Here is an 18432-nt window from a genome sequence, read left to right on the forward strand (position 1 = left end):
CCGGCCCGGTGGCCCTGGTCGTTCGTGTGGTCGGGCTGCCCGCCACGACCTGCGTCTTCCAGCAAATCGTGGGATGTCAATAATTACGGTTTCGCTGAATCAGCTGTCGGCGCCGCGGGTGGGATCGGTGACGGTGTTCGGGCCGATCGCGAACGTCCCGTCCAGTTCGGGGATGTCGGGATCGGTGTCGGCGAGCGCGAGCTGGGTGAATTCGCCGCGCGCGACGTCGAACTCGAGTTCGTGATAAGCGACCGTATCGCCCCAGTCCGCGGAAGGCAACGAGATGAACCGCATGGTGAACCGGCCGGAGTCCACCGAACCCTCGGTCATGACGTAGACGCCGAAGTGGTTCTCCCCCGCCGAGCTCAGCCAGTAGACGCCGTTGTCGTAGAGGTGCAGGTCGGTGTCGGGGTAGGGCTTCTTGTCGTAGAGGTGCACGTAGTGCAATGCGATGCGGTAGGTCGGCGCGCCGACGGCGACCCGCACGACCGGCGCCGCGCGATCGGGAGTGGAGTGGGGCATCGCGTCCTCCTCGTCGTCGCGCCGAGCGCTCGAAGCTTCAACTGTGCCAGGAAACCCCGCCCACGGCAGCGGTCGCGATCAGAACGCCGGCCACGGAATGGGCCGGGAGGTGCGCGGCAGCGGCATCACCGGGTCGTCGAGCACCTGTTGGGTGCGTTCGATCAACGCGTCGATCTCGGCGTCGGTGATGTGCTCGCCGAGGGTGTCGGCGAACGCGCCCGGCAACTGCTTGGCGAAGGCGGTGATGTCGGCGATCAGCCCGTCGTCGATGGGCTGCCCGGCCCAGCCCCACAGCACCGTGCGCAGTTTGTGGTCGGTGTGCAAGCAGATGCCGTGGTCGACGCCGTAGACCTGCCCGTCCACCCCTTCCAGCGCGTGCCCGCCCTTGCGGTCGGCGTTGTTGAGCAGGACGTCGAGCACCGCCATGCGCTGCAACCGCGGATCGTCGGCGTGGATCAGCGACACTTCGTTGCCGACGTCGTCCACCGCGCGCAGCACCTCGCGGAAGCCGTCGGGCACCGCGCCCGCCGGGCACAGGTCGATCAGGTCGAGGCGGTCGCCGCGGTCGGTGTGGTTGTCGGCGCCCACGACCCAGCGTTGCACCATGCCGGAACCGAAAGGGCCGTCGCGCAAGATGGTTTCGGGGATCACGCCCCAGCCGATCGCCTCGGAGATCAGATACGAGGCCACCTCGCGCCCGGCCAGGGTGCCGTCGGGGAAATCCCACAGCGGTCGTTCGCCGCGGATCGGTTTGTAGACCACCCGCAGGGGTGTCTCGCCGGTGGCGGTGTCGTTCACGTCGCAGACCAGGGTGACGTTGCTGGCGGTGCTCACCCGCCCGATCACGGTCAGTTCACCGTTGTGGAATCCGTCCCCGGCCTCGGCCACCGAATCACTCCTCCATTTCGGCCGCGCCGAAGATCTCACCGCGTTTGTAGCCGTTGGTGCGCACGCACATGTGCCCGCGCGCCGACAGCGGCTCACCGCACAGCGGGCACGGCGGGCGGCCCGCCGCGATCACCCGGGTGGAGCGCAGCGCGAATTCGCGGGCTTGGATCGGGGTGAGGAACACCCGCACCGCGTCGGGGCCCTCTTCGGTGTCGTCGAGGACCACCGACTCGTCGACCTCGGTCTCGGTGATCGCCAGCAGTTCCACCACCACCGCGCCCGCGTCGGCGTCCCAGCCCAGGCCCATGGTGCCGACACGGAACTCGGCGTCGATGGGGGTGACCAGCGGTGCGTTGTCGGCGACGTCCTCGGCCTGCGGGGGCACTTCGGCGCCGAAGCGGCGCGCGACCTCGTCCAGCAGCAGACCCATCCGGTCGGCGAGCACCTTGACCTGCTGCTTTTCCAGCAGCACGCTGACCACGCGCGGTTCCTGCACGGCCTGCAGATAGAACGCGCGATCGCCCGGCTCACCGACGGTCCCGGCGACGAAACGATCGGGGGTGCGGAATACATGGATTGCGCGTGACACATGCACCTCCTGATATGACCCTGATCGACTACCCGCGGCGCGGGGATCCCATACAACGACCGCTCGGTTGTTTACAAGGAATCTCGACGCTCCGCATTCCCATTATCCGCACTTGCGCTATTGCCGAGCTCGCCACCGGGGACTGGTCCGGAGACCTCGGGTCCCGGCGTCGACGACGACGCCGCCTGCTGTTGCCCGCCGGAGGCGGCGAGGGCCGACAGGTCGGCGCCGGTGTCGTTGAGCCGCCACACGTACGGTGCGGTCGGGGTGTAGCGCACGACGCTGAGCGAGGCCGGTTCGACGAGGATCCGCTGGAAGCCGTCGAGGTGGATGCCGAGGGCGTCGGCGAGCACCGACTTGATCACGTCGCCGTGCGTGCACGCCACCCACAGTGCGTCGCGGCCGTGCTGGGTGGTCAGGGCGTGGTCGTGTTCGCGGATCGCGGCGACCGCGCGGGCTTGTACTTGCGCCAGCCCTTCTCCGCCGGGGAACACCGCGCCGGAGGCGTGCCGTTGCACGACCTTCCACAGCGGTTCCTCCAGGAGTTCGGCGATGGGCCGCCCGGTCCACTCGCCGTAGTCCACCTCGACCAGCCGGTCGTCGAATACCGGTTCCAGCCCGAACTTTTCCGCCAGCGGCGCGACCGTGCGCTGGCAGCGCAGCAGCGGGGAGTGCACGATTCGTTCGATCGGCAGCCCGGCCAGTCGTTCGGCCACGGCCCTCGCCTGCTCCTCGCCGCGCTCGGTGAGCTCGACGCCGGTGCTGCGACCGGCCAGGGTGCGGGCGGTGTTCGAGGTCGACACACCGTGCCGCAACAGGATCACCGTCATGCGGTCAGCCTAGCGATCATGTCGCCGAGACCACCCCGCCCGCCAGCAGACCCAGGAGGATCGCGCCCAGCACGATGCGGTAGCCGACGAACCAGTACAGCGAGTGCCGTGCCACGAAACGCAGCAGCCACGCCACCGACGCGTAGCCGACCGCGAACGCCAGCACGGTGGCCACCAGCAGTTGCGGTCCGCTGGCGTTGAGGCCCTCACCAGCGGGTTCGAACGCGTCCGGCAGGCTGAACAGGCCCGAGGCGGTCACGGCCGGGATGGCCAGCAGGAACGAAAACCGTACGGCGGCTTCGCGCTCCAAGCCCAGGAACAGGCCCGCGGTGGAGGTGGCGCCCGAGCGCGAGACACCGGGGATCAGCGCCAGGCACTGCGCGAAACCCATGGCCAGCCCGTCACGGGTGGTCAGTTGCTCGATCGGGCGATCCTTGCGGCCGAAGTGTTCGCCGGCGGCGATGACCAGGGCGAAGAAGATCAGCATGAACGACACCAGCCACAGATTGCGGGCGCCGGTGCGGATCTCGTCTTTGAGCAAGAATCCCAGCACACCGATCGGGATGGTGGCGATGATCACATACCAGCCGATGCGGTAGTCGAGTTCGCGCTGGGCCTGTTCGTCGAAGACGCGTTTGTGGTCGGCGGTGATGACCGGAAGTCTCGTCGTGGGCTGATCGTGCAGCGGGATCTGCTGGCGACCGCGCGTGGTCAGTTGCTCGCGCAGACCCGCGAACCAGGCCAACAGGATCCGCCAGATGTCCTTGGCGAAGTACACCAGCACCGCGGCCTCGGTGCCCAGCTGGGTGACCGCGGTGAACGAGGCGCCCGCGTCGTCGCCGAAGAAGACCGACGAGACGATGCGCAGATGCGCCGAGGAGGAGATCGGCAGGAACTCCGTCAGTCCCTGCACCAGACCCAGCACCAAGGCCTGCACCCAGGTCATCGACTCGCCTACCACGAACCATCCTCCACTTCCGCGCGGAATACGCGTTGCTACCTGGGCATTGGTGCGGCGATCGGTCGCTTCTTCCTGACCACCGCGCCAATCACGCAGCGACAGTACAGTGTCGAGGCCACGGCGGCGTGCCCGGCCGTGGCGCTGCCGCCACCGCGCGGGTCACGGGGGTGCTCGCCGCACCCGAGCGCGACCCACTGTGCTGGTGGCCGCCCAGTCGCGTATCCACACTCTAGGCTTGGCGCCGTGACGAATGCGCGGACACGGTGATGGAACAGCGGACGGTGGGCCGCAGCGGCCTGCGGGTGTCGCGGATGGGCCTGGCGACCCATACCTGGGGTACGCACACCGACGCCGAGGACGCGGCGGGGCAACTGGTGGCGTTCGTCGAGGCGGGCGGCACTCTGGTGGACACCTCCCCCGCCTACGCGGGCGGGGCCGCGCAGCGGATCCTGGCCGAATTGCTCGGTGACCTGGTCTCCCGCGACGAGCTGGTGCTCAGCGGTTGCGCCGGGATCGCGCCGTGGGGATTCGCCGGGGCGGGGATTCCGGAGGCGGCGCAGGTCACGGTGGACACCTCGCGGCGGGCGCTGCTGCGGCAGCTGGACCGCACGCTGCTGGAGTTCGGCACCGACCATCTCGACATCTGGAATGTCGCGGTGTGGGATCCGCGGACGCCGTTGGAGGAGGTCGCCTCGACGTTGGAGCAGGTGGTGGGCTCGGGCCGGGTGCGTTACGCGGGGGTGCGCGGGTTCGGGGCCTGGCAGCTGGCCAGTCTGGCCGCGGTGGCGCCGCTGACCGCGGCGCAGACGCCGTATTCGCTGCTGGCGCGGGGGGCGGAGACCGATGTCGTGCCCGCCGCGCGGTTCCACGGTGTCGGGGTGATCGCCTCGGCGCCGTTGGCGGGCGGCATCCTCACCGGCAAGTATCGCGACGGTGTTCCCGCTGATTCGCGCGGCGCCGACGAGGCGACCGCGGCGGAGATCCGCAGTGGTCTCGACGACCGCGCCACCCGGGTGGTGGATGCGCTGGTGACCGCCGCGGACGGGTTGGGCACCTCGCCGCTGGCGGTGGCGCTGGCCTGGATCCGGGACCGGCCGGGTGTGGCGAGCATGATCGTCGGCGCCCGCGACATCGGGCAGCTCACCGGCGTGCTGGCCGCCGAGACCCTGGAGTTGCCGCGGGCGATCGCCGCGGCCTTGGACGACGTCAGTGCACGCGCGGAGTGACACAGATTAGCCTTGCCTGCATGAGCACTGCAGCGGCCAGGGGTGGGAGTCGGATCCGAACCGGATGGCGGCGCGCCCTGCCGATGTTGTTCGCGGTGAGCTTGCTGTCGGTGGTGGTCGCGTGTGGCAGCGACGCCGGGTCCTCGCACGGCGGGCACGGGCCGACGACGGCGACGCTGACCGATCTGGATCCGGTGCCGATCGGGCCGGAGCCCACGCCCACGCTGCCGGTGACGGTGCGTTCGTTCGACGGCGCCGAGGTGACCGTCACCGACGCCTCCCGCATCATCGCCGTGGATCGCTACGGCACCCTCGCCCAGATCGTGTACGCGCTCGGGCTGGGGCCCAAGCTGGTGGGCCGCAGCACCTCGGCGGCGTTTCCCGCGGTGCGGGATGTGCCGAACGTGGCCGGGGGCAACGGGTCGCTGAATGTGGAGTCGGTGCTGGCGATGCGGCCGTCGGTGTTCTTGACCGACACCACCAGCGCGGCGCCCGCGGTGCGTGAACAGTTGCGTGCGGCGGGGGTCACGGTCGTGTACTTCGATCCGGAGCGCACGATGGACGGGGTGGTGCCGCAGATCGAGGCGGTCGCGGGCGCGTTGGGGGTGCCGCAGCGGGGGCAGGCGCTGGCGCAGCGAACCCGCGACGAGATCGCCGCCGCGAGCGCCGCGGTGCCCGCGCAGGACCCGCAGCTGACCATCGCGTTCCTGTATCTGCGTTCCACCGCGATCACGATGCTCGCCGGCCCGGGGTCGGGTGCGGATGCGTTGATCGCGGCGCTGCGGGCGCGGGACGCGGGCGCGGTGGCCGGGGTGAAGGAGCCGTTCACGGCGATCACCAGTGAGGCCATGATCGGTGCGGCGCCGGATGTGCTGCTGGTGATGTCGGACGGGTTGAAGTCCGTCGGCGGTGTGGAGGGGCTGGAAAAGGTGCCGGGGATCGCGCAGACCCCGGCGGGCCGCGACCGGCGTGTGGTGGACATGTCGGATGCGGTGCTGCTGAGTTTCGGGCCGAACACCGGCCGGGTGATCGCGGCGTTGAGCGCGGCGGTGTACGGCACCGGGCACGCATGAGCGTCTCGGAGACGGATACCGCGCGGCCGCCGGTGCCGCCGCTGCCGAAGTCGCGGGGCCGTTCGCGGGTGCTGCTGGTGTTCGCGGTGGCGGTGGCCGGGCTGGTCGCGCTGGCGGTGGCGTCGGCGGCGATCGGTCAGGTGCCGACGACGCCCGCCGAGGTCGCGGGCAGCGTGTTGCACCGGATCGGGCTGGATGTCGGGCCGATGCCCGCGCATCCTGCTGGTGAGGTGACGTTGTGGCAGGTGCGGTTCCCGCGGGTGGTGCTGGCGATGCTGGTCGGTGCGGCGCTGGCGACAGCGGGTGCGTTGTTGCAGGGTGTGTTCGCCAATCCGCTGGCCGAGCCGGGCGTGATCGGGGTGTCGGCGGGGGCCGCGGTCGGTGCGGGCACGGTCATCGTGGTGGGTGGGGCGTTCGTGGCGGCGTGGTCGGTGGCCGCGGCGGCGTTCGTGGCGGGGCTGGCGACCACGTTGCTGGTGTATCTGCTGGCGCGCTCGGGTGGCCGCACCGAGGTCGTCACGCTGGTGTTGACCGGGGTCGCGATCAACGCGTTCGCGGGCGGATTGATCGCGCTGCTGCTGTTCGTGGCCTCCCCCGCCGCGCGCGATCAGATCGTGTTCTGGCAACTGGGGTCGCTCAACGGGGCCACCTGGGAGTCGGTGGGTGTGGTCGCGCCGCTGGCTGCGGTCGGGGTGGCGGCGGCGGTGCTGCTGGCGCCGCGGCTGGATCTGTTGGCGCTCGGAGAGTCGGCGGCCCGCCATCTGGGTGTCGACGTGGAGCGGTTGCGGCGCAACGTGATCGTGGTGGTGGCGATCCTGGCCACCGCCGGTGTCGCGTTCACCGGCATCATCTTGTTCGTCGGTCTGATCGTGCCGCATCTGGTGCGGATGCTGGTCGGTCCTGCCCACCGGATCCTGATCCCGCTCAGCGCCGTCGTCGGCGCGGTGGTGTTGCTGGCCGCCGACGTCGCCGCCCGCTCCCTCGTCGACAACGCCGACCTCCCCCTGGGCATGCTGACCTCCCTCATCGGCGGCCCGGTCTTCTTCTACCTGCTGCGCCGCACCCGCGCCCGGGCCGGAGGCTGGGCATGAGCGGGCCGCGCCGAGTGGCACATGGCCGCGGCGAACGCCGAGAAGACCTCTCGATGGTGTGCCACTCGACGGGAGATGCGGGGTGAAGGTGCGGGTTGTGCACGAGGTGCCGGGGTGGCCGCGGCGGGGGGATGTGACGGTGCGGGCGGCGGGGGTGAGCGTGGAGCGGCGCGGGGGCGGGCAGGCGCGGCAGGTGCTCGACGGTGTGGATTTCGAGGCGGTGGCGGGGCAGGTCGTCGCTCTCGTCGGGCCCAACGGGGCCGGTAAGTCGACGTTGCTGGCCGCGTTGGCCGGGGAGTTGGCGCCGAGTGCGGGGACGGTGGAGCTCGACGGGCAGCCGTTGGCACACTGGACGACGTTGGACATGGCCCGGCGGCGGGCGGTGTTGCCGCAGACCCACACCGTCGGGTTCCCCTTCACCGCGCGGGAAGTGGTGGCGATGGGCCGCGCGCCGTGGGTGCGCACCGAACGCCGCGAACACGACGAGAAACAGATCGCCGCCGCGATGGCCGCCACCGATGTCGCTCATCTGGCCACGCGATCGTTCCCGACCCTGTCCGGTGGTGAACGCGCCCGGGTGGCGTTGGCGCGTGTGCTGGCGCAGGACACCGCCACCCTGCTGCTGGACGAGCCGACCGCCGCGCTGGACCTCGGCCACCAAGAGGCCGTGCTGCGTCTGGCCGCCGAGCGCGCCGACGACGGCGCCGCGGTCGTGGTCGTCTTGCACGATCTGGGTGTCGCGGCCGCTTACGCCGACCGCGTCGCGGTCCTGGACTCAGGTCGCATCGCCGCCGACGGTCCACCCCGTGACGTGCTCACCACCGAACTGCTCACGCGGGTCTACCAGCACCCGGTCGAAGTGCTCGACCACCCGGTCACCGGGGCACAACTGGTGCTGCCGGTGCGCCGCTGAGCGCAGCGGCGACACCGCCTGCCGGGGGTGCGGTCAGGGATCGTGTCCTCGGGTACGCGAACCGAGACCACCGCTGTCGCAGTGCTCATGTCGCCAGGAAGGTTCTGATGGCTTCGTCGCTGGAGAGGTGGTTGGCACTGATGGTGACGTCGATCGTCGGGTAGTTTCTGCGCACGGCCTCGGCGATGCCGGTGAGTCGATCGGCGACTACTGCGGGGTCGCGCAACGAATCCTGCCCAAGGCCGTCGAAGCCGGGGAACCCGTCGGCGACCAGGTTTACCTCGGGGTTGGTGATGATGTCGTCGTAGGTTTGGAATTCCACGCTGACGATCTTGGATGTGTCGACGCGGCCCGGGGTCGTGAATACGCGGTCGCTGACTCCCTCGACGTAATCGGCCGCCGAATGCCCTTCCGCGGCCATCGGATTCACACGGATACGGGTGGCGTCGATACCCAATACCATGCCCGCGGGATGGAACCGCATCGTGCCGTCACGGACATCGGTCCAGCTCGTGATCGTTCCGTACACGCCGGCGATATCGGGGCCGTCGGTCAGGTAGACAACGTCTCCGGCGGTGCTGTGCGACGCTGTGCGGATATGGCCTTCCTCTGCTGCGGCTTCTGGTCCACGGAAAGCTCGGGGAAAAACTTGGTCGACCTGCCACAGGCGTGCTCCGTTGTAGAAACGATCCGGCGGCGCGGAACCGGGTTCGGGCAGCGGACGCGGGAACGACGGGTCGCCGGTATCGAAAGCATGGCGAAAACCTCTGTCGGCGTCGGAAAACACTCGGGCTGCCGCCGCGGCTTCACCAGCGACGGGCCTGACGCCGTGTTCGGCATCAGCTCTGGCCAATCTCCTGATCTCGTTGCTCAAGTGCTGGGCGAATCGGGCATACGCCCGTGCGATCACCTCGGATCTGGTCAGCAAGTCAACGCCCTCGGCTCGATCACCGCAGCTTCCTCGTCTTCTCCCGGCATCGTCGCCGACGTCCGTGTGGTCCTGTGTTCGCGACCGTCAGCCGTGCCGGGGATACAGCCGGGTCGAGCCCGAAGCCGCCGTCAGGGAGACCTTGTCGTCGCGTCCCGGAGGCCGCGGGCGGCGGGGTCGTCACCGACCGCTCGTGCGGGCGGGACCGAGCGGGCGAGCCGGTCGAGTTCCGGTGCCACGAGAGCGTCCTCGGCGCGGGCCGCCGCGCGCGTCCGGTCCGGCCCGGGACGCTGACGGTTGGTGCCTGTCGATCCGTGGACGGGACAGCTGCGTTGCCCGGTGCTGCCGAGCTCACCCGACCGGTCGCGCTGAGCGGTGAGATCCTTTGTGCCCGTGCAACAGCGGGCGTAGCCGATCAACGTGCCGGACATGCCCGAAAGCGTAGACGATTGCCGGTGTCCTACCGCCAGATCAGTTTCAGCACCGCGGGTGTCAGCAGCATGCGGATGACGGTGGCGTCCAGGATCAGGGCGGCGATCATGCCGTAGGCGATGTATTTCATCAGCACCAGATCCGAGAACCCGAACGCACCGGTGACCACGATGAGGATCGCGGCGGCGGAGGTGATCACGCCGCCGGTGTGGGCGATGCCGTAGCGGATGGCCTCGGGGGCGTCCGCGCCGGCGGCACGCGCTTCCGACACCCGCGACAGCAGGAATACCTCGTAGTCGGTGGACAGCCCGAACACCACCGTCACGATCAGCGCCAGCACCGCGAACATCAGCGGTCCTGGCGTGAACTGGAAGATCCCCGCGCCGTGCCCCTCGACGAACATCCAGGTCAGCATGCCGAGGGTGGACACGAGGCTGAGCGCGCTCATGGCCACCGCTTTCAGGGCGAGCACCAGCGAGCGGAACGCCGCGTACATCAGCGCCAGCGCCGCGGCGACCAGGATGGCCAGCAGTACCGGCAGGCCGTCGAGCAGGCCGTTGATGCTGTCGCGTTCCAGGGCCGGCACGCCCGCGACCATCACCTGCGTGCCGGGCGGTTCGGGAATGGCGCGCAGTGCGGCGATCACCTGGTCGGCGTCGCGTTTGTCGGTCAGCCCGGCGGCGAGCACGTTGATGCCGTCCTTGGTGGGTGCGGCGGGTTCGAAGCGTCCGGTCAGGCCGGGGATCTGGTTGGCGGCGTAGCGGATGTCGCTCAACTGCTGTGGGTCGGCGCCGACCACCACCAGTTTCAGTGGCTCGGTGCGGAAGCTGGGAAACACGGCGTCGAAACGTTCCTGCGCCACTCGCGCCGGGTTGTCGTCGGACAGATAGCGTTCGCTCAGGCCGCCGAATTCGATGTGACGTATCGGGATGCTCAACGCCAGCAGGGCCAGCACGATCGGTACGGCCACCGCCAGGGGGCGGCGCATCGCCCACAGCGCCAGGCGAGAGAAGAAGCCGGCGTCGATCTGGGCCTCGGTCTTGCTGCGGGAGAAGCGTTTCCAGCCCAGGAAGTCGATGCGGCGCCCGACGATGCTCAACGCCGCGGGCAGCGCGGTCACCGACAGCAGCGCCGCCAGCAGCACCGAGCTGATACCGCCCAGCGGCACCGAGCGCAGCACCCCGTTGGGGAAGATGAACAGCGCCCCGAGGCTGAGGGCGATGATCGCGGCGGAGAACAGCACGGTGCGCCCGGCGGTGGCGACGGTGCGGGCGGTGGCCTCTTCGACGGTGTGGCCCGCGGCGAGTTCCTCGCGGAAGCGGGTGACGGTGAACAGTCCGTAGTCGATCGCCAAGCCCAGGCTGACCAGGGTCATCACGGCGCTGGCGAAGACGTTGACGTCGAGGTGGTCGGTCAGCGCCCGCAGCGCGCCCTGGGTGCCCAGGATGGTCATGCCGCCGATGAGCACCGGCAGCAGCGCGCCGATCACGCCGCCGAACACGAAATACAGCAGGATCGCCACCAACGGCAGGGCGATCATCTCCGCGCGTTTGATGTCGCGTTGCATGCCGGTGTTGATGCCTTCGACGATCGGCTGCAATCCGGCCAGTTGCACGGTCGTGCCGCCCGGGCCGCCGCCCGCGTGTCCGGCGCCGAGATGGTCTTCGATCGCGGCGTAGTTCTGCACCGTCGCGGTGCCCGAACCGCGCAGGCCGACGCTGGCGAAGGCGTGGGTGTGCGTGGCGTCGGTGGCCTGGGCGGAGAACGGGCTGTCCCAGTAGCTGTCGATCTTCTGGATGCGGTCGGGGTAGGCGGCCAGCAATCCGGCCAGGTGCTGGGTGACCGGGCCGCGGACGGCCGGGTCGTCGACGGTGGCGCCGTCGGGTGCGGTGTAGAGCAGGATCAGGTCGCTGTCGGTGTCGCGGCCGAAGGTGCGGTCGGCCAGTTCGGCCGCGGCCACCGATTCGCTGCTCTCGTCGAACCAGCCCTCCTGGGTCAGCCGCCCGGCCAGGTCGCGGCCGTACCAGCCGGAGACCAGCACGAACAGTACGAACAGGGCGAGAACGAGGTAGCGGTTGCGGTGGACCCACCGCCCCCACCGCAGTGATCCGGAACGGCGCATCGCGTCGCGGGTCAGCCGCAGGCCGGGGTACGGTAGTCGGCCGAGCGCAGGATGCCGCACAGGTCGGTGCGCGAGATCTTCCACTTGCCGTCGACGAGCACGAAGTGCACGACGGTGGTGCGGACCGCGGCGCCGGTGCCGTCCTTGTCCAGCCGCATGGTGGCGGTCAGGGTGCCGTCGTGGTTGTCGAACACCGGATCGGTGACGCCGTAGACGGCGCGCGGGTTGTCCTGCAGCGCCTTGTACATGTCGGGGATGGCCTGGCGGAAGGATTCCCCGTCCTCGATGAGGGCGGTGCGTTCGCTGTCGGGCAGCGCCGGGTCCAGTGCCCGCTTGATCTGGGCGTCCAGGTCGGCGGCGGTGGGCAGCGGCGGGTGGGCGGCACGGGAGGACACGGCGATCGAGGACGACAGCGACGCGTTCGCCGAGGACCGGGCGGCGTCGACGGCGGCCTCGTCGGTTCCGGTGTCGCACGCGGCGAGGACCGCCGTCAGCAGCAGACCGGCGGCGGTGAGCGCGGCGCGGGCGAGTGGTGTGTGGGTCATCACTTCCTACATACCTTCGATGACGGAGCTGATCCGTCCCAGCAGGGCACGCACGGTCGTGACGTCCCGTCCCGCGGCGGCCTCGATCGTCGCGGTGTCGGGGATCATATCCCGCACCAGGGCGGCGACACTGCGCTCGTCGTCGAGGTCGATGTCGGTGACCGTGGCGTCGGCGGTGGCGAGCACGTCCTCCGGGCCGGGGACGGCATCGCCCAGATCGCGGCGGTAGATCTCCAGTGTCAGGGTGGCGCGGACCGTGCGGAACGCGAAGGGGTGGCCCTCGGCGGTGGTCCCGAAGCCGTGCGTGTGGGGGCCTACGGTGATGTCGTCGATGACAAATCCCGACGTATGGTCGGCTTTCAACCCGGATCTCCCTGTATCGGACAGTGTGGTCTCCACCGTAGCCGCCGCCGACGACATTCCGCTCGAGCCGCCACCCCGGTCGGTCGGTTGGTTGCCGCATCATGGTCAGATGGTGAGGTTGCGGAAAATTCGTCGGTAGAAGGAGTTCGGTGGATGCGTCCTCGCGGCTCGCTCGTCTCGGTGTTCGCGGGTGCGGCGGTGCTGGTGTTGCTGGCCGGCTGCTCCTCCGGCTCGGGCGGCCCTGATCTGCCGACAAGGGAACCGGCCACCCCCGCGGTCGCGCCTGCGGTGACGACGCCGCCGGTCGGGCGGGTGCTGCCCGCCGGTCCGCTGGCCGAGCTGCAAGCCGATTCCGGCGGCGGGTTGCTGGCCGGTCTGGACGGTTCGGTCCTCACCGTGCTCGATCCCGCCGCCGCCGCGCCGGTGGTGCGCACGGTGACGTTGCCCGATCGCGCGGGCGGTCTCACGCCGGGCAAGCCGGGTGAGATGCTGGCGGCCGCACCGGGGCGGGTGCTGCGGGTGGACCTCGCCTCCGGGGCGGTGTCCGCGGTGGCCGTCGACGGCGATGTGCGGTCGGTACGCGCACGCCCCGACGGCGGGTTGCTGGTCGGGACCGCCGACGGCCGGGTGCTGGACCTGGCACCCGACGGTGCGGTGACCCGCACGGTGTCCGGGCTCGTCTCCGCCGACGTGCTGGCCGAAGCCGGCGGGAACCTGACCGTGCTCGACCGGCATCAGACCGCCATTTTCGAACTCGACCCGGGCGAACAGCGCCCCGGATTGGCGCTGCGCGCCGGTGACGGGGCCACGCAGTTGATCGGCGACACGCGCGGACGGTTCGTGGTCACCGACACCGCGGGCGGCGAACTGCTGGTCTACACCGCGGGACCACTCGTGTTGCGGCAGCGTTTCCCGGTAGGATCTTCGCCTTACGCACTTGCCTACGACCAGCGGTCGGACACCGTGTGGGTGACGTGCACGCAGCGCAACGAGGTCGTCGGATTCGACCTGTCGACTGGTATACCGAAGGAAGTGGGCCGCTACGCCACCGTCAGGCAACCGAACTCGGTGGCTGTCGAGCAACGCACCGGTGATCTGTTCGTGGGGTCCGCGACCGGCGACGGTCTGCAACGGATCGGTGCGGACGATCGGAAGAGAGGGCACTGATGGCTCGGACACCACACGCGGACGAGGATTCCGCGGCATCTACCGAACCGGCAGCACATCGGGGGCGCGGGCGCGCACTGCCCGCGGGCTGGGAAACCACCAGCGACGACTACGAGTACGTGCCGTTGCGGCTGCCGCCGGATGTCACGCGGGTGACCGCGTCCATGCGGCTGGCGATCCAGGCGGAGTTCGGCGGTTGGGAACTCTCGCGGGTGCGCGCCTACACCGACGGCAGCAGGCGGGTGCTGCTGCGGCGGCGAAAATCCGCACTACTACCCCAGCCCGAACCCGGAATGTGAGCCGATGTACGCCCTGCTACTCCGACTGATGTTCCTGGTCGCGCCGGAACGCATCCACCACCTGGTCTTCGCGGTCATGCGGCTGGCCGCCTGGCTCGCGCCGCTGCGCTGGGCGATGAGCAAGGTCCTCGTCAGCCGCGATCCGATCCTGCGCGCCGAGGCGTTCGGGGTCGAGTTCCCCGCGCCGCTGGGCCTGGCCGCCGGTTTCGACAAGAACGCCGACGGTGTGGATGCCTGGGCGCCGCTGGGGTTCGGTTTCGCCGAGATCGGCACCGTGACCGCGCAGCCGCAGCCGGGCAATCCGGCGCCGCGGCTGTTCCGGCTGCCCGCCGACCGCGCTCTGATCAATCGGATGGGGTTCAACAATCACGGCGCCGCCGCGGCCGCCGAACGGCTGCGTGCCCGGCGTGGTGGGGTGCCGATCGGCGCGAACATCGGCAAGACGAAGATCGTGGCGCCCGAGGCCGCGGCCGCGGACTACGCCGCCAGCGCCGCGCTGCTGGGGCCGCTGGCCGATTTCGTCGTGGTCAACGTCAGCTCCCCCAACACGCCGGGCCTGCGGGATCTGCAGGCGGTGGAATCGCTGCGGCCGCTGCTGCGGGCGGTGCTGGACAGTGTGCGGGTGCCGGTGCTGGTGAAGATCGCGCCGGATCTGTCCGACGAGGACATCGACGCGGTCGCCGATCTGGCCGTGGAACTCGGCTTGGCGGGGATCGTGGCCACCAACACCACCATCCGCCGGGACGGTCTGCGCACCGACGCGGCGCAGGTGGCCGCCATGGGGGCGGGTGGCTTGTCCGGTCCGCCGGTCGCCGACCGTTCGCTCGAGGTGCTGCGGCGGCTGTACCGGCGGGTGGGTGATCGGCTGGTGCTGATCTCGGTCGGAGGTATCGAAACGGTCGACCAGGCGTGGGAACGCATCCTGGCCGGGGCGACGTTGTTGCAGGGCTACACCGGTTTCATCTACGGCGGCCCGTTCTGGATGCGCAGGATCCATCGTGGGCTGGCGCAGCGGTTGCGTGCCGGGGGCTATCGCAGCATCGGTGAGGCCGTCGGCGCGGAGCACAAAGCCCACGCCTGAATCAGGTGGTCAGCCGAGCACGAACGGTGGTTCGGCAGTGCGGGTGCGCACTCGCCGGGATCGTGGTCGATGCCCCGGCGGTGCCGGATCTCCCTTCGGCCGCAATTGCTGGCCCAGCCGAGCGGCCATTCGCTTGGCGAGCAGGATCACCGCGTGGTCGCGCAAGATGCCCAATTGGTCGGCATAGGCCTCGACGCGGGCCTGGGTCATGCGGTCGTGCACGACGTGCGGGTCGCTGAGCAGTTCGTCCAAAGACATCCCGGCCAGTGCCTGGCCCCGGGTCAGCCGCCGGTCCGGTAGCCAGCTCAGCCGCCAGCTGTCGGTCGCGTCGGTGTCGCGGTAGGCCGATTCCGGGGTTATGTCACTGGTCATCGTCCATTCGGTGGTGTGTATGGTCATCGCGGTCTCCGGTGCAACAGGTGGAGTGAGGCCGGCTCCAGGGTGCTGAGTTCGATGATCACGAATGCCTCCTGTCGTGCATCCGCTGGTGCGGCGCGGTGCAGGCGCCGCATCGTGTGTTCCGCCGGTCCGGCGGGCGCGGTGGGTGTGCCCGGGCCGGAGAAGTCCGCTGCCGGGCCGGGTGGTCCAGGGGATGGCTCGCTGCTGTGCGGCGGCCGGGGGCACCGCGGTATCGGGCGAGTCGGTGCGCGTCGCGCGCCGAGGGTGGCGTGCGAGGCTGGATCGGCGCGGTGGCAGGCGCCACGGCTGTGGGATTCGGGAAACGGAGTGGGTAGCGGCCGTCGGGCCGGGAGGCCGGGGGCGCTACGGCGTGTGGTCGGCGTACCGGTGTGCCGCCGCGAGGCGGGTGCTGACCGGTGCGTTGCCGCGGAGAGTGTCCGGCGGCTGGTTCAGTCCCTCACCTGCTTGGGCACCAGCTCGGTATCGGATCCGCCGGAGCGGTGTTGCCGTCGCCGTCGCGGCTGCCGTATCTGAAGAATCATTCTCATCACCAGCCCTCCCGATGTGCCTGGTGGTGCGATGGGGATCGCCACATACAGTGTGGCATTTGCCGTTCCCCGCGCGCAATTGCCGTTGTAATTTGGTAATTGACAATTTGCCCGCTGGCTAAACCCGATTTGCGTGGCCAACATGCGCGCGACGGCCCGGTGTCGCGCCGATAGAGGAGGGTGGCATCGCCATGGTCCCGCAGGATTCGGGAATGGTTGCCGTTCGCAATATCCTCACCCGCTTGTGCAAACGCTCCGGCCTGAGCTCGGATCGTTTGCGCAGCACCGAGATCGACGTACTGCCCCTGCTGGATCTGCTGGCCGTGCGGCAGTACGCCCGGCGTGCGGGCGTCGACCGGGAAGAGGCGGTGCTGCCGCTGGTGCGCGAACTGGCGCTGCGCTTGGACCCCACCCACCGGCTCGTCGTCGACGCGGAACTGTCACTGGGGCTGCTGCGCGAAAACCCGCCTGCCGGAGTGGATCCCGGCCAGCTCTACGCGCCGGACCTGGGTGAGCGGCGCGAATATCTCGCCGAGCGGTGGGCGGTGTTGCACGAATCCCTTGGGGCGCAACCGATTCCCGGCACACTGACGGTGCGCTCACTGCGTGGCGCTCCCGAGCGCCGGGCGTTCACCGAACTGGCCGCGCAACTGGCCACGGCATCGGTGTTCGACGGCGCGCACGTCGTCGACTTCGGTGCCGCGACGGAAACCGCTGCGGCCGAAACCGTTCCGGTGGACGACCGCAGTGTGGTCACGGTGATCGGCGACGCGGTCATCGACCACATGTACGTGGTCGACCGTATCCCCGGCTCCGGCGCGACCGCGCGCGGCAGCTACCGGGAGCATCCCGGCGGCAAGGGCCTCACCCGCGCCGTGGCCGCGGCCCGGCTGGGGCTGCGGGTGCGGTTGATCTCGGCGGTCGGCGACGACGACGCGGGCGATCGCATCCTGGAATACCTGCGCAGCGAACGCGTCGAGACCGAACTCGTCAAAGTGGTGCCTTTCGCCCCGACGCCCGTGACCGCGGTGATCGTGGCCCGTACCGGCGCGGCGAGCACGATCGGCTGCAAGGACGAGCGAATCCGGTTGAGCGCGCAGGAATTGCGCACCGACGCGATCCGTTCGGCGATCGCCACCGCGGACGCGGTGCTGCTGACGTTCGAGCAACCCACCGGCGTCATCGAGCAGATCATGGGGCAGCTGCGCGAACTGCCGCGGCGGCCGCTGGTGGTGGTGCATCCGGCGCCGCGATTGGAACGCCCGCAGTACCTGTATCAGCATCTCGGGGCGGTGGACTACCTCGTCGGCGGCGACAAGGACCTGCAAGCGCTGGCGATGGCCGGCGATGACGCGACCCGGTGTGGCGAGCCGACCGCCACACGGCTGCGCGCGCTCGGCGTCGGCGCGGTCTGCGCGATCCAGGATTTCCGGTGCGAGGTGTGGTCGGACCAGGTCAGCGACCGATTCCAGCCGTTCCCGACGGCGCTGGAGGACTCGGTGGGCGCTCACGCTGCCTTCTCCGCCGCCCTGGTATATCGTCTCGTTTCGACGCGCCGCCCCGCCGAACGCAACGACTACGTCTGGGCGACCGCCGCAATGGTGGCGACGCAATCGATCGGGGATGTCCCCGGGGCAATGCCACTGGTGAGTGAGGTCGAGCGAATTTACAAACTCGCTACGGAGGAGCATTGACCAACGTTGTGGATCCTGCCGACACCGAGCATCGGTTCCGTCGCAACGGGCAAGATCTGCGAGTTCGGGTGGTGGAGTTGACCGGGGAGGGCGAGAAGGGGCACCTGCTGCTGTTCGGCGCGGTCGCCGACGGCTGCCTGGTGCGGGTGCACTCGCGCTGCCTCTACGGAGAGGCGCTGCGGTCGCAGGACTGCGACTGCGGGCCGGAACTGGACAAGGCGCTGGATCTCATCCAGGCCGCGGGCTCGGGCGTGCTGGTCTACCTGGAACAGGAGGGCCGCGGCGCGGGCCTGATCGCCAAAGCGCTGGGCTACCGGGAAAGCGAGCGCTCGGGCGCGGATACCTTCTCCAGCTACGAAGCCCTCGGCTACCCCGCCGACGGGCGCACCTACGTGGCCACCGCTCGCGCGCTGGCCGAACTCGGACTGCGTTCGGTGCAACTGTTGACCAACAATCCCGCCAAGGTCGAGGCCCTGCGGCAGGAAGGGTTGCGGGTCACCCCCGTGCCGTTGCGTACCCGGGCGCTGAGCGAACGCGCCCGCGAGTACCTCGAGGCCAAGCGCACCCGGCGCAAGCACTGGATCCCGACCGACTCCGCGCCGTGGGCGTTCGACGAGCACGACAGCGATCCCACCGGCGAACCTCGGGGGGCTGTGGACGCGGTCGTGCTCGCACCCGGTGAGAACGTCCGTCCGCGTCCAGGGCCCGGCGCCGCGCCGGATCTGATCGGTGCCTGAAGGATTGTTGAAGTTTGCCCCACC

The 18432-nt window shown here is 69.9% G+C and carries 20 protein-coding genes; 9 read left to right on the plus strand and 11 right to left on the minus strand.

Annotated elements, in window-relative coordinates:
* Window positions 1–99 precede the first annotated feature (99 nt).
* The 5 genes from ACIA5H_RS25920 to ACIA5H_RS25940 form a co-directional block, all read right to left on the minus strand.
* Window positions 100–522, minus strand: a complete 423-nt coding sequence (locus tag ACIA5H_RS25920) for a hypothetical protein (protein WP_379252486.1) — start codon at window positions 520–522, stop codon at window positions 100–102.
* 78 nt (window positions 523–600) lie between these two features.
* Window positions 601–1410, minus strand: coding sequence for an SCO1664 family protein (locus tag ACIA5H_RS25925; RefSeq protein ID WP_379252485.1), 810 nt, complete (start codon window positions 1408–1410; stop codon window positions 601–603).
* 4 nt (window positions 1411–1414) lie between these two features.
* Entirely contained in the window at window positions 1415–1999 is a 585-nt protein-coding gene (locus tag ACIA5H_RS25930; protein WP_355078007.1) for a DUF3090 domain-containing protein, read from the minus strand.
* Between the two features lie 71 nt (window positions 2000–2070).
* Window positions 2071–2829 carry a histidine phosphatase family protein gene (locus ACIA5H_RS25935; protein ID WP_397077875.1) on the minus strand — a complete coding sequence of 253 codons (759 nt, stop codon included), beginning with the start codon at window positions 2827–2829 and terminating at the stop codon, window positions 2071–2073.
* A 16-nt stretch (window positions 2830–2845) separates the two neighbouring features.
* Window positions 2846–3775, minus strand: coding sequence for an undecaprenyl-diphosphate phosphatase (locus tag ACIA5H_RS25940; protein ID WP_379252483.1), 930 nt, complete (start codon window positions 3773–3775; stop codon window positions 2846–2848).
* 281 nt (window positions 3776–4056) lie between these two features.
* On the opposite strand from ACIA5H_RS25940, the gene ACIA5H_RS25945 reads away from it, so the two are divergent.
* The 4 genes from ACIA5H_RS25945 (at window position 4057) to ACIA5H_RS25960 (ending at window position 8093) form a co-directional block, all read left to right on the plus strand.
* Window positions 4057–5016 carry an aldo/keto reductase gene (locus tag ACIA5H_RS25945; RefSeq protein ID WP_397077878.1) on the plus strand — a complete coding sequence of 320 codons (960 nt, stop codon included), beginning with the start codon at window positions 4057–4059 and terminating at the stop codon, window positions 5014–5016.
* Window positions 5017–5099: 83 nt separating this feature from the next.
* On the plus strand, window positions 5100–6089 hold the full coding sequence (locus tag ACIA5H_RS25950) for a hemin ABC transporter substrate-binding protein (RefSeq protein ID WP_379252542.1): 990 nt from the start codon (window positions 5100–5102) through the stop codon (window positions 6087–6089).
* A complete protein-coding gene (locus ACIA5H_RS25955) occupies window positions 6086–7180 on the plus strand; it encodes a FecCD family ABC transporter permease (RefSeq protein WP_379252481.1) in 1095 nt (364 codons plus the stop codon). Before ACIA5H_RS25950 ends, ACIA5H_RS25955 begins: the two co-directional genes overlap by 4 nt.
* Window positions 7181–7262: 82 nt before the next feature.
* Window positions 7263–8093: a heme ABC transporter ATP-binding protein gene (locus tag ACIA5H_RS25960; RefSeq protein WP_379252480.1), complete on the plus strand. Its 831-nt coding sequence runs from the start codon at window positions 7263–7265 to the stop codon at window positions 8091–8093.
* Window positions 8094–8178: 85 nt separating this feature from the next.
* Here the strand turns inward: ACIA5H_RS25960 and ACIA5H_RS25965 are convergent, their stop codons facing one another.
* The 5 genes from ACIA5H_RS25965 to ACIA5H_RS25985 form a co-directional block, all read right to left on the minus strand.
* Window positions 8179–8967 (minus strand): hypothetical protein, encoded by a 789-nt coding sequence (locus tag ACIA5H_RS25965; RefSeq protein ID WP_397077881.1) that lies wholly within the window; start codon window positions 8965–8967, stop codon window positions 8179–8181.
* Window positions 8968–9152: 185 nt separating this feature from the next.
* The gene (locus ACIA5H_RS25970) at window positions 9153–9452 is read right to left on the minus strand and encodes a recombinase family protein (protein ID WP_397077883.1); all 300 of its coding nucleotides are present in this window, start codon (window positions 9450–9452) and stop codon (window positions 9153–9155) included.
* Window positions 9453–9481: 29 nt separating this feature from the next.
* Complete coding sequence (locus ACIA5H_RS25975) at window positions 9482–11575, minus strand: MMPL family transporter (RefSeq protein ID WP_397077976.1); 2094 nt, start codon at window positions 11573–11575, stop codon at window positions 9482–9484.
* Between the two features lie 11 nt (window positions 11576–11586).
* Window positions 11587–12120 (minus strand): hypothetical protein, encoded by a 534-nt coding sequence (locus ACIA5H_RS25980; protein ID WP_355078000.1) that lies wholly within the window; start codon window positions 12118–12120, stop codon window positions 11587–11589.
* A gap of 6 nt (window positions 12121–12126) precedes the next feature.
* On the minus strand, window positions 12127–12483 hold the full coding sequence (locus tag ACIA5H_RS25985; protein WP_397077885.1) for a hypothetical protein: 357 nt from the start codon (window positions 12481–12483) through the stop codon (window positions 12127–12129).
* 153 nt (window positions 12484–12636) lie between these two features.
* Between ACIA5H_RS25985 and ACIA5H_RS25990 the strand changes: the two genes are divergently transcribed.
* Genes ACIA5H_RS25990 through ACIA5H_RS26000 form a run of 3 tightly spaced genes read left to right on the plus strand, consistent with a single transcriptional unit; the run spans window position 12637 to window position 15030 of the window.
* A complete protein-coding gene (locus ACIA5H_RS25990) occupies window positions 12637–13650 on the plus strand; it encodes a YncE family protein (RefSeq protein ID WP_397077887.1) in 1014 nt (337 codons plus the stop codon).
* The gene (locus ACIA5H_RS25995; protein WP_355077997.1) at window positions 13650–13949 is read left to right on the plus strand and encodes a DUF5703 family protein; all 300 of its coding nucleotides are present in this window, start codon (window positions 13650–13652) and stop codon (window positions 13947–13949) included. Before ACIA5H_RS25990 ends, ACIA5H_RS25995 begins: the two co-directional genes overlap by 1 nt.
* A 4-nt stretch (window positions 13950–13953) precedes the next feature.
* Window positions 13954–15030 (plus strand): quinone-dependent dihydroorotate dehydrogenase, encoded by a 1077-nt coding sequence (locus tag ACIA5H_RS26000; protein ID WP_379252476.1) that lies wholly within the window; start codon window positions 13954–13956, stop codon window positions 15028–15030.
* A 9-nt stretch (window positions 15031–15039) separates the two neighbouring features.
* On the opposite strand, the gene ACIA5H_RS26005 is transcribed toward ACIA5H_RS26000, so the two are convergent.
* Entirely contained in the window at window positions 15040–15429 is a 390-nt protein-coding gene (locus ACIA5H_RS26005; protein ID WP_379252475.1) for a hypothetical protein, read from the minus strand.
* A 760-nt stretch (window positions 15430–16189) separates the two neighbouring features.
* On the opposite strand from ACIA5H_RS26005, the gene ACIA5H_RS26010 reads away from it, so the two are divergent.
* Complete coding sequence (locus tag ACIA5H_RS26010) at window positions 16190–17671, plus strand: PfkB family carbohydrate kinase (RefSeq protein WP_397077891.1); 1482 nt, start codon at window positions 16190–16192, stop codon at window positions 17669–17671.
* Complete coding sequence (locus ACIA5H_RS26015; RefSeq protein ID WP_379252473.1) at window positions 17668–18408, plus strand: GTP cyclohydrolase II; 741 nt, start codon at window positions 17668–17670, stop codon at window positions 18406–18408. The genes ACIA5H_RS26010 and ACIA5H_RS26015 overlap by 4 nt, the downstream gene beginning before the upstream one ends.
* Window positions 18409–18432 lie beyond the last annotated feature (24 nt).

Source organism: Nocardia sp. NPDC051900, assembly GCF_044452545.1.
Classification (GTDB): domain Bacteria; phylum Actinomycetota; class Actinomycetes; order Mycobacteriales; family Mycobacteriaceae; genus Nocardia; species Nocardia sichangensis.

Bases quoted from the DNA above. Each gene is read 5' to 3' on its own strand.
- ACIA5H_RS25920 (WP_379252486.1), bottom strand. From the start codon at position 522: ATGCCCCACTCCACTCCCGATCGCGCGGCGCCGGTCGTGCGGGTCGCC.
- ACIA5H_RS26005 (WP_379252475.1), bottom strand. From the start codon at position 15,429: ATGACCATACACACCACCGAATGGACGATGACCAGTGACATAACCCCG.
- ACIA5H_RS26010 (WP_397077891.1), top strand. From the start codon at position 16,190: ATGGTTGCCGTTCGCAATATCCTCACCCGCTTGTGCAAACGCTCCGGC.
- ACIA5H_RS25955 (WP_379252481.1), top strand. From the start codon at position 6,086: ATGAGCGTCTCGGAGACGGATACCGCGCGGCCGCCGGTGCCGCCGCTG.
- ACIA5H_RS25935 (WP_397077875.1), bottom strand. From the start codon at position 2,829: ATGACGGTGATCCTGTTGCGGCACGGTGTGTCGACCTCGAACACCGCC.
- ACIA5H_RS25970 (WP_397077883.1), bottom strand. From the start codon at position 9,452: ATGTCCGGCACGTTGATCGGCTACGCCCGCTGTTGCACGGGCACAAAG.
- ACIA5H_RS25980 (WP_355078000.1), bottom strand. From the start codon at position 12,120: ATGACCCACACACCACTCGCCCGCGCCGCGCTCACCGCCGCCGGTCTG.
- ACIA5H_RS26000 (WP_379252476.1), top strand. From the start codon at position 13,954: ATGTACGCCCTGCTACTCCGACTGATGTTCCTGGTCGCGCCGGAACGC.
- ACIA5H_RS25975 (WP_397077976.1), bottom strand. From the start codon at position 11,575: ATGCGCCGTTCCGGATCACTGCGGTGGGGGCGGTGGGTCCACCGCAAC.
- ACIA5H_RS25995 (WP_355077997.1), top strand. From the start codon at position 13,650: ATGGCTCGGACACCACACGCGGACGAGGATTCCGCGGCATCTACCGAA.
- ACIA5H_RS25945 (WP_397077878.1), top strand. From the start codon at position 4,057: ATGGAACAGCGGACGGTGGGCCGCAGCGGCCTGCGGGTGTCGCGGATG.
- ACIA5H_RS25940 (WP_379252483.1), bottom strand. From the start codon at position 3,775: ATGACCTGGGTGCAGGCCTTGGTGCTGGGTCTGGTGCAGGGACTGACG.
- ACIA5H_RS25950 (WP_379252542.1), top strand. From the start codon at position 5,100: ATGTTGTTCGCGGTGAGCTTGCTGTCGGTGGTGGTCGCGTGTGGCAGC.
- ACIA5H_RS25990 (WP_397077887.1), top strand. From the start codon at position 12,637: ATGCGTCCTCGCGGCTCGCTCGTCTCGGTGTTCGCGGGTGCGGCGGTG.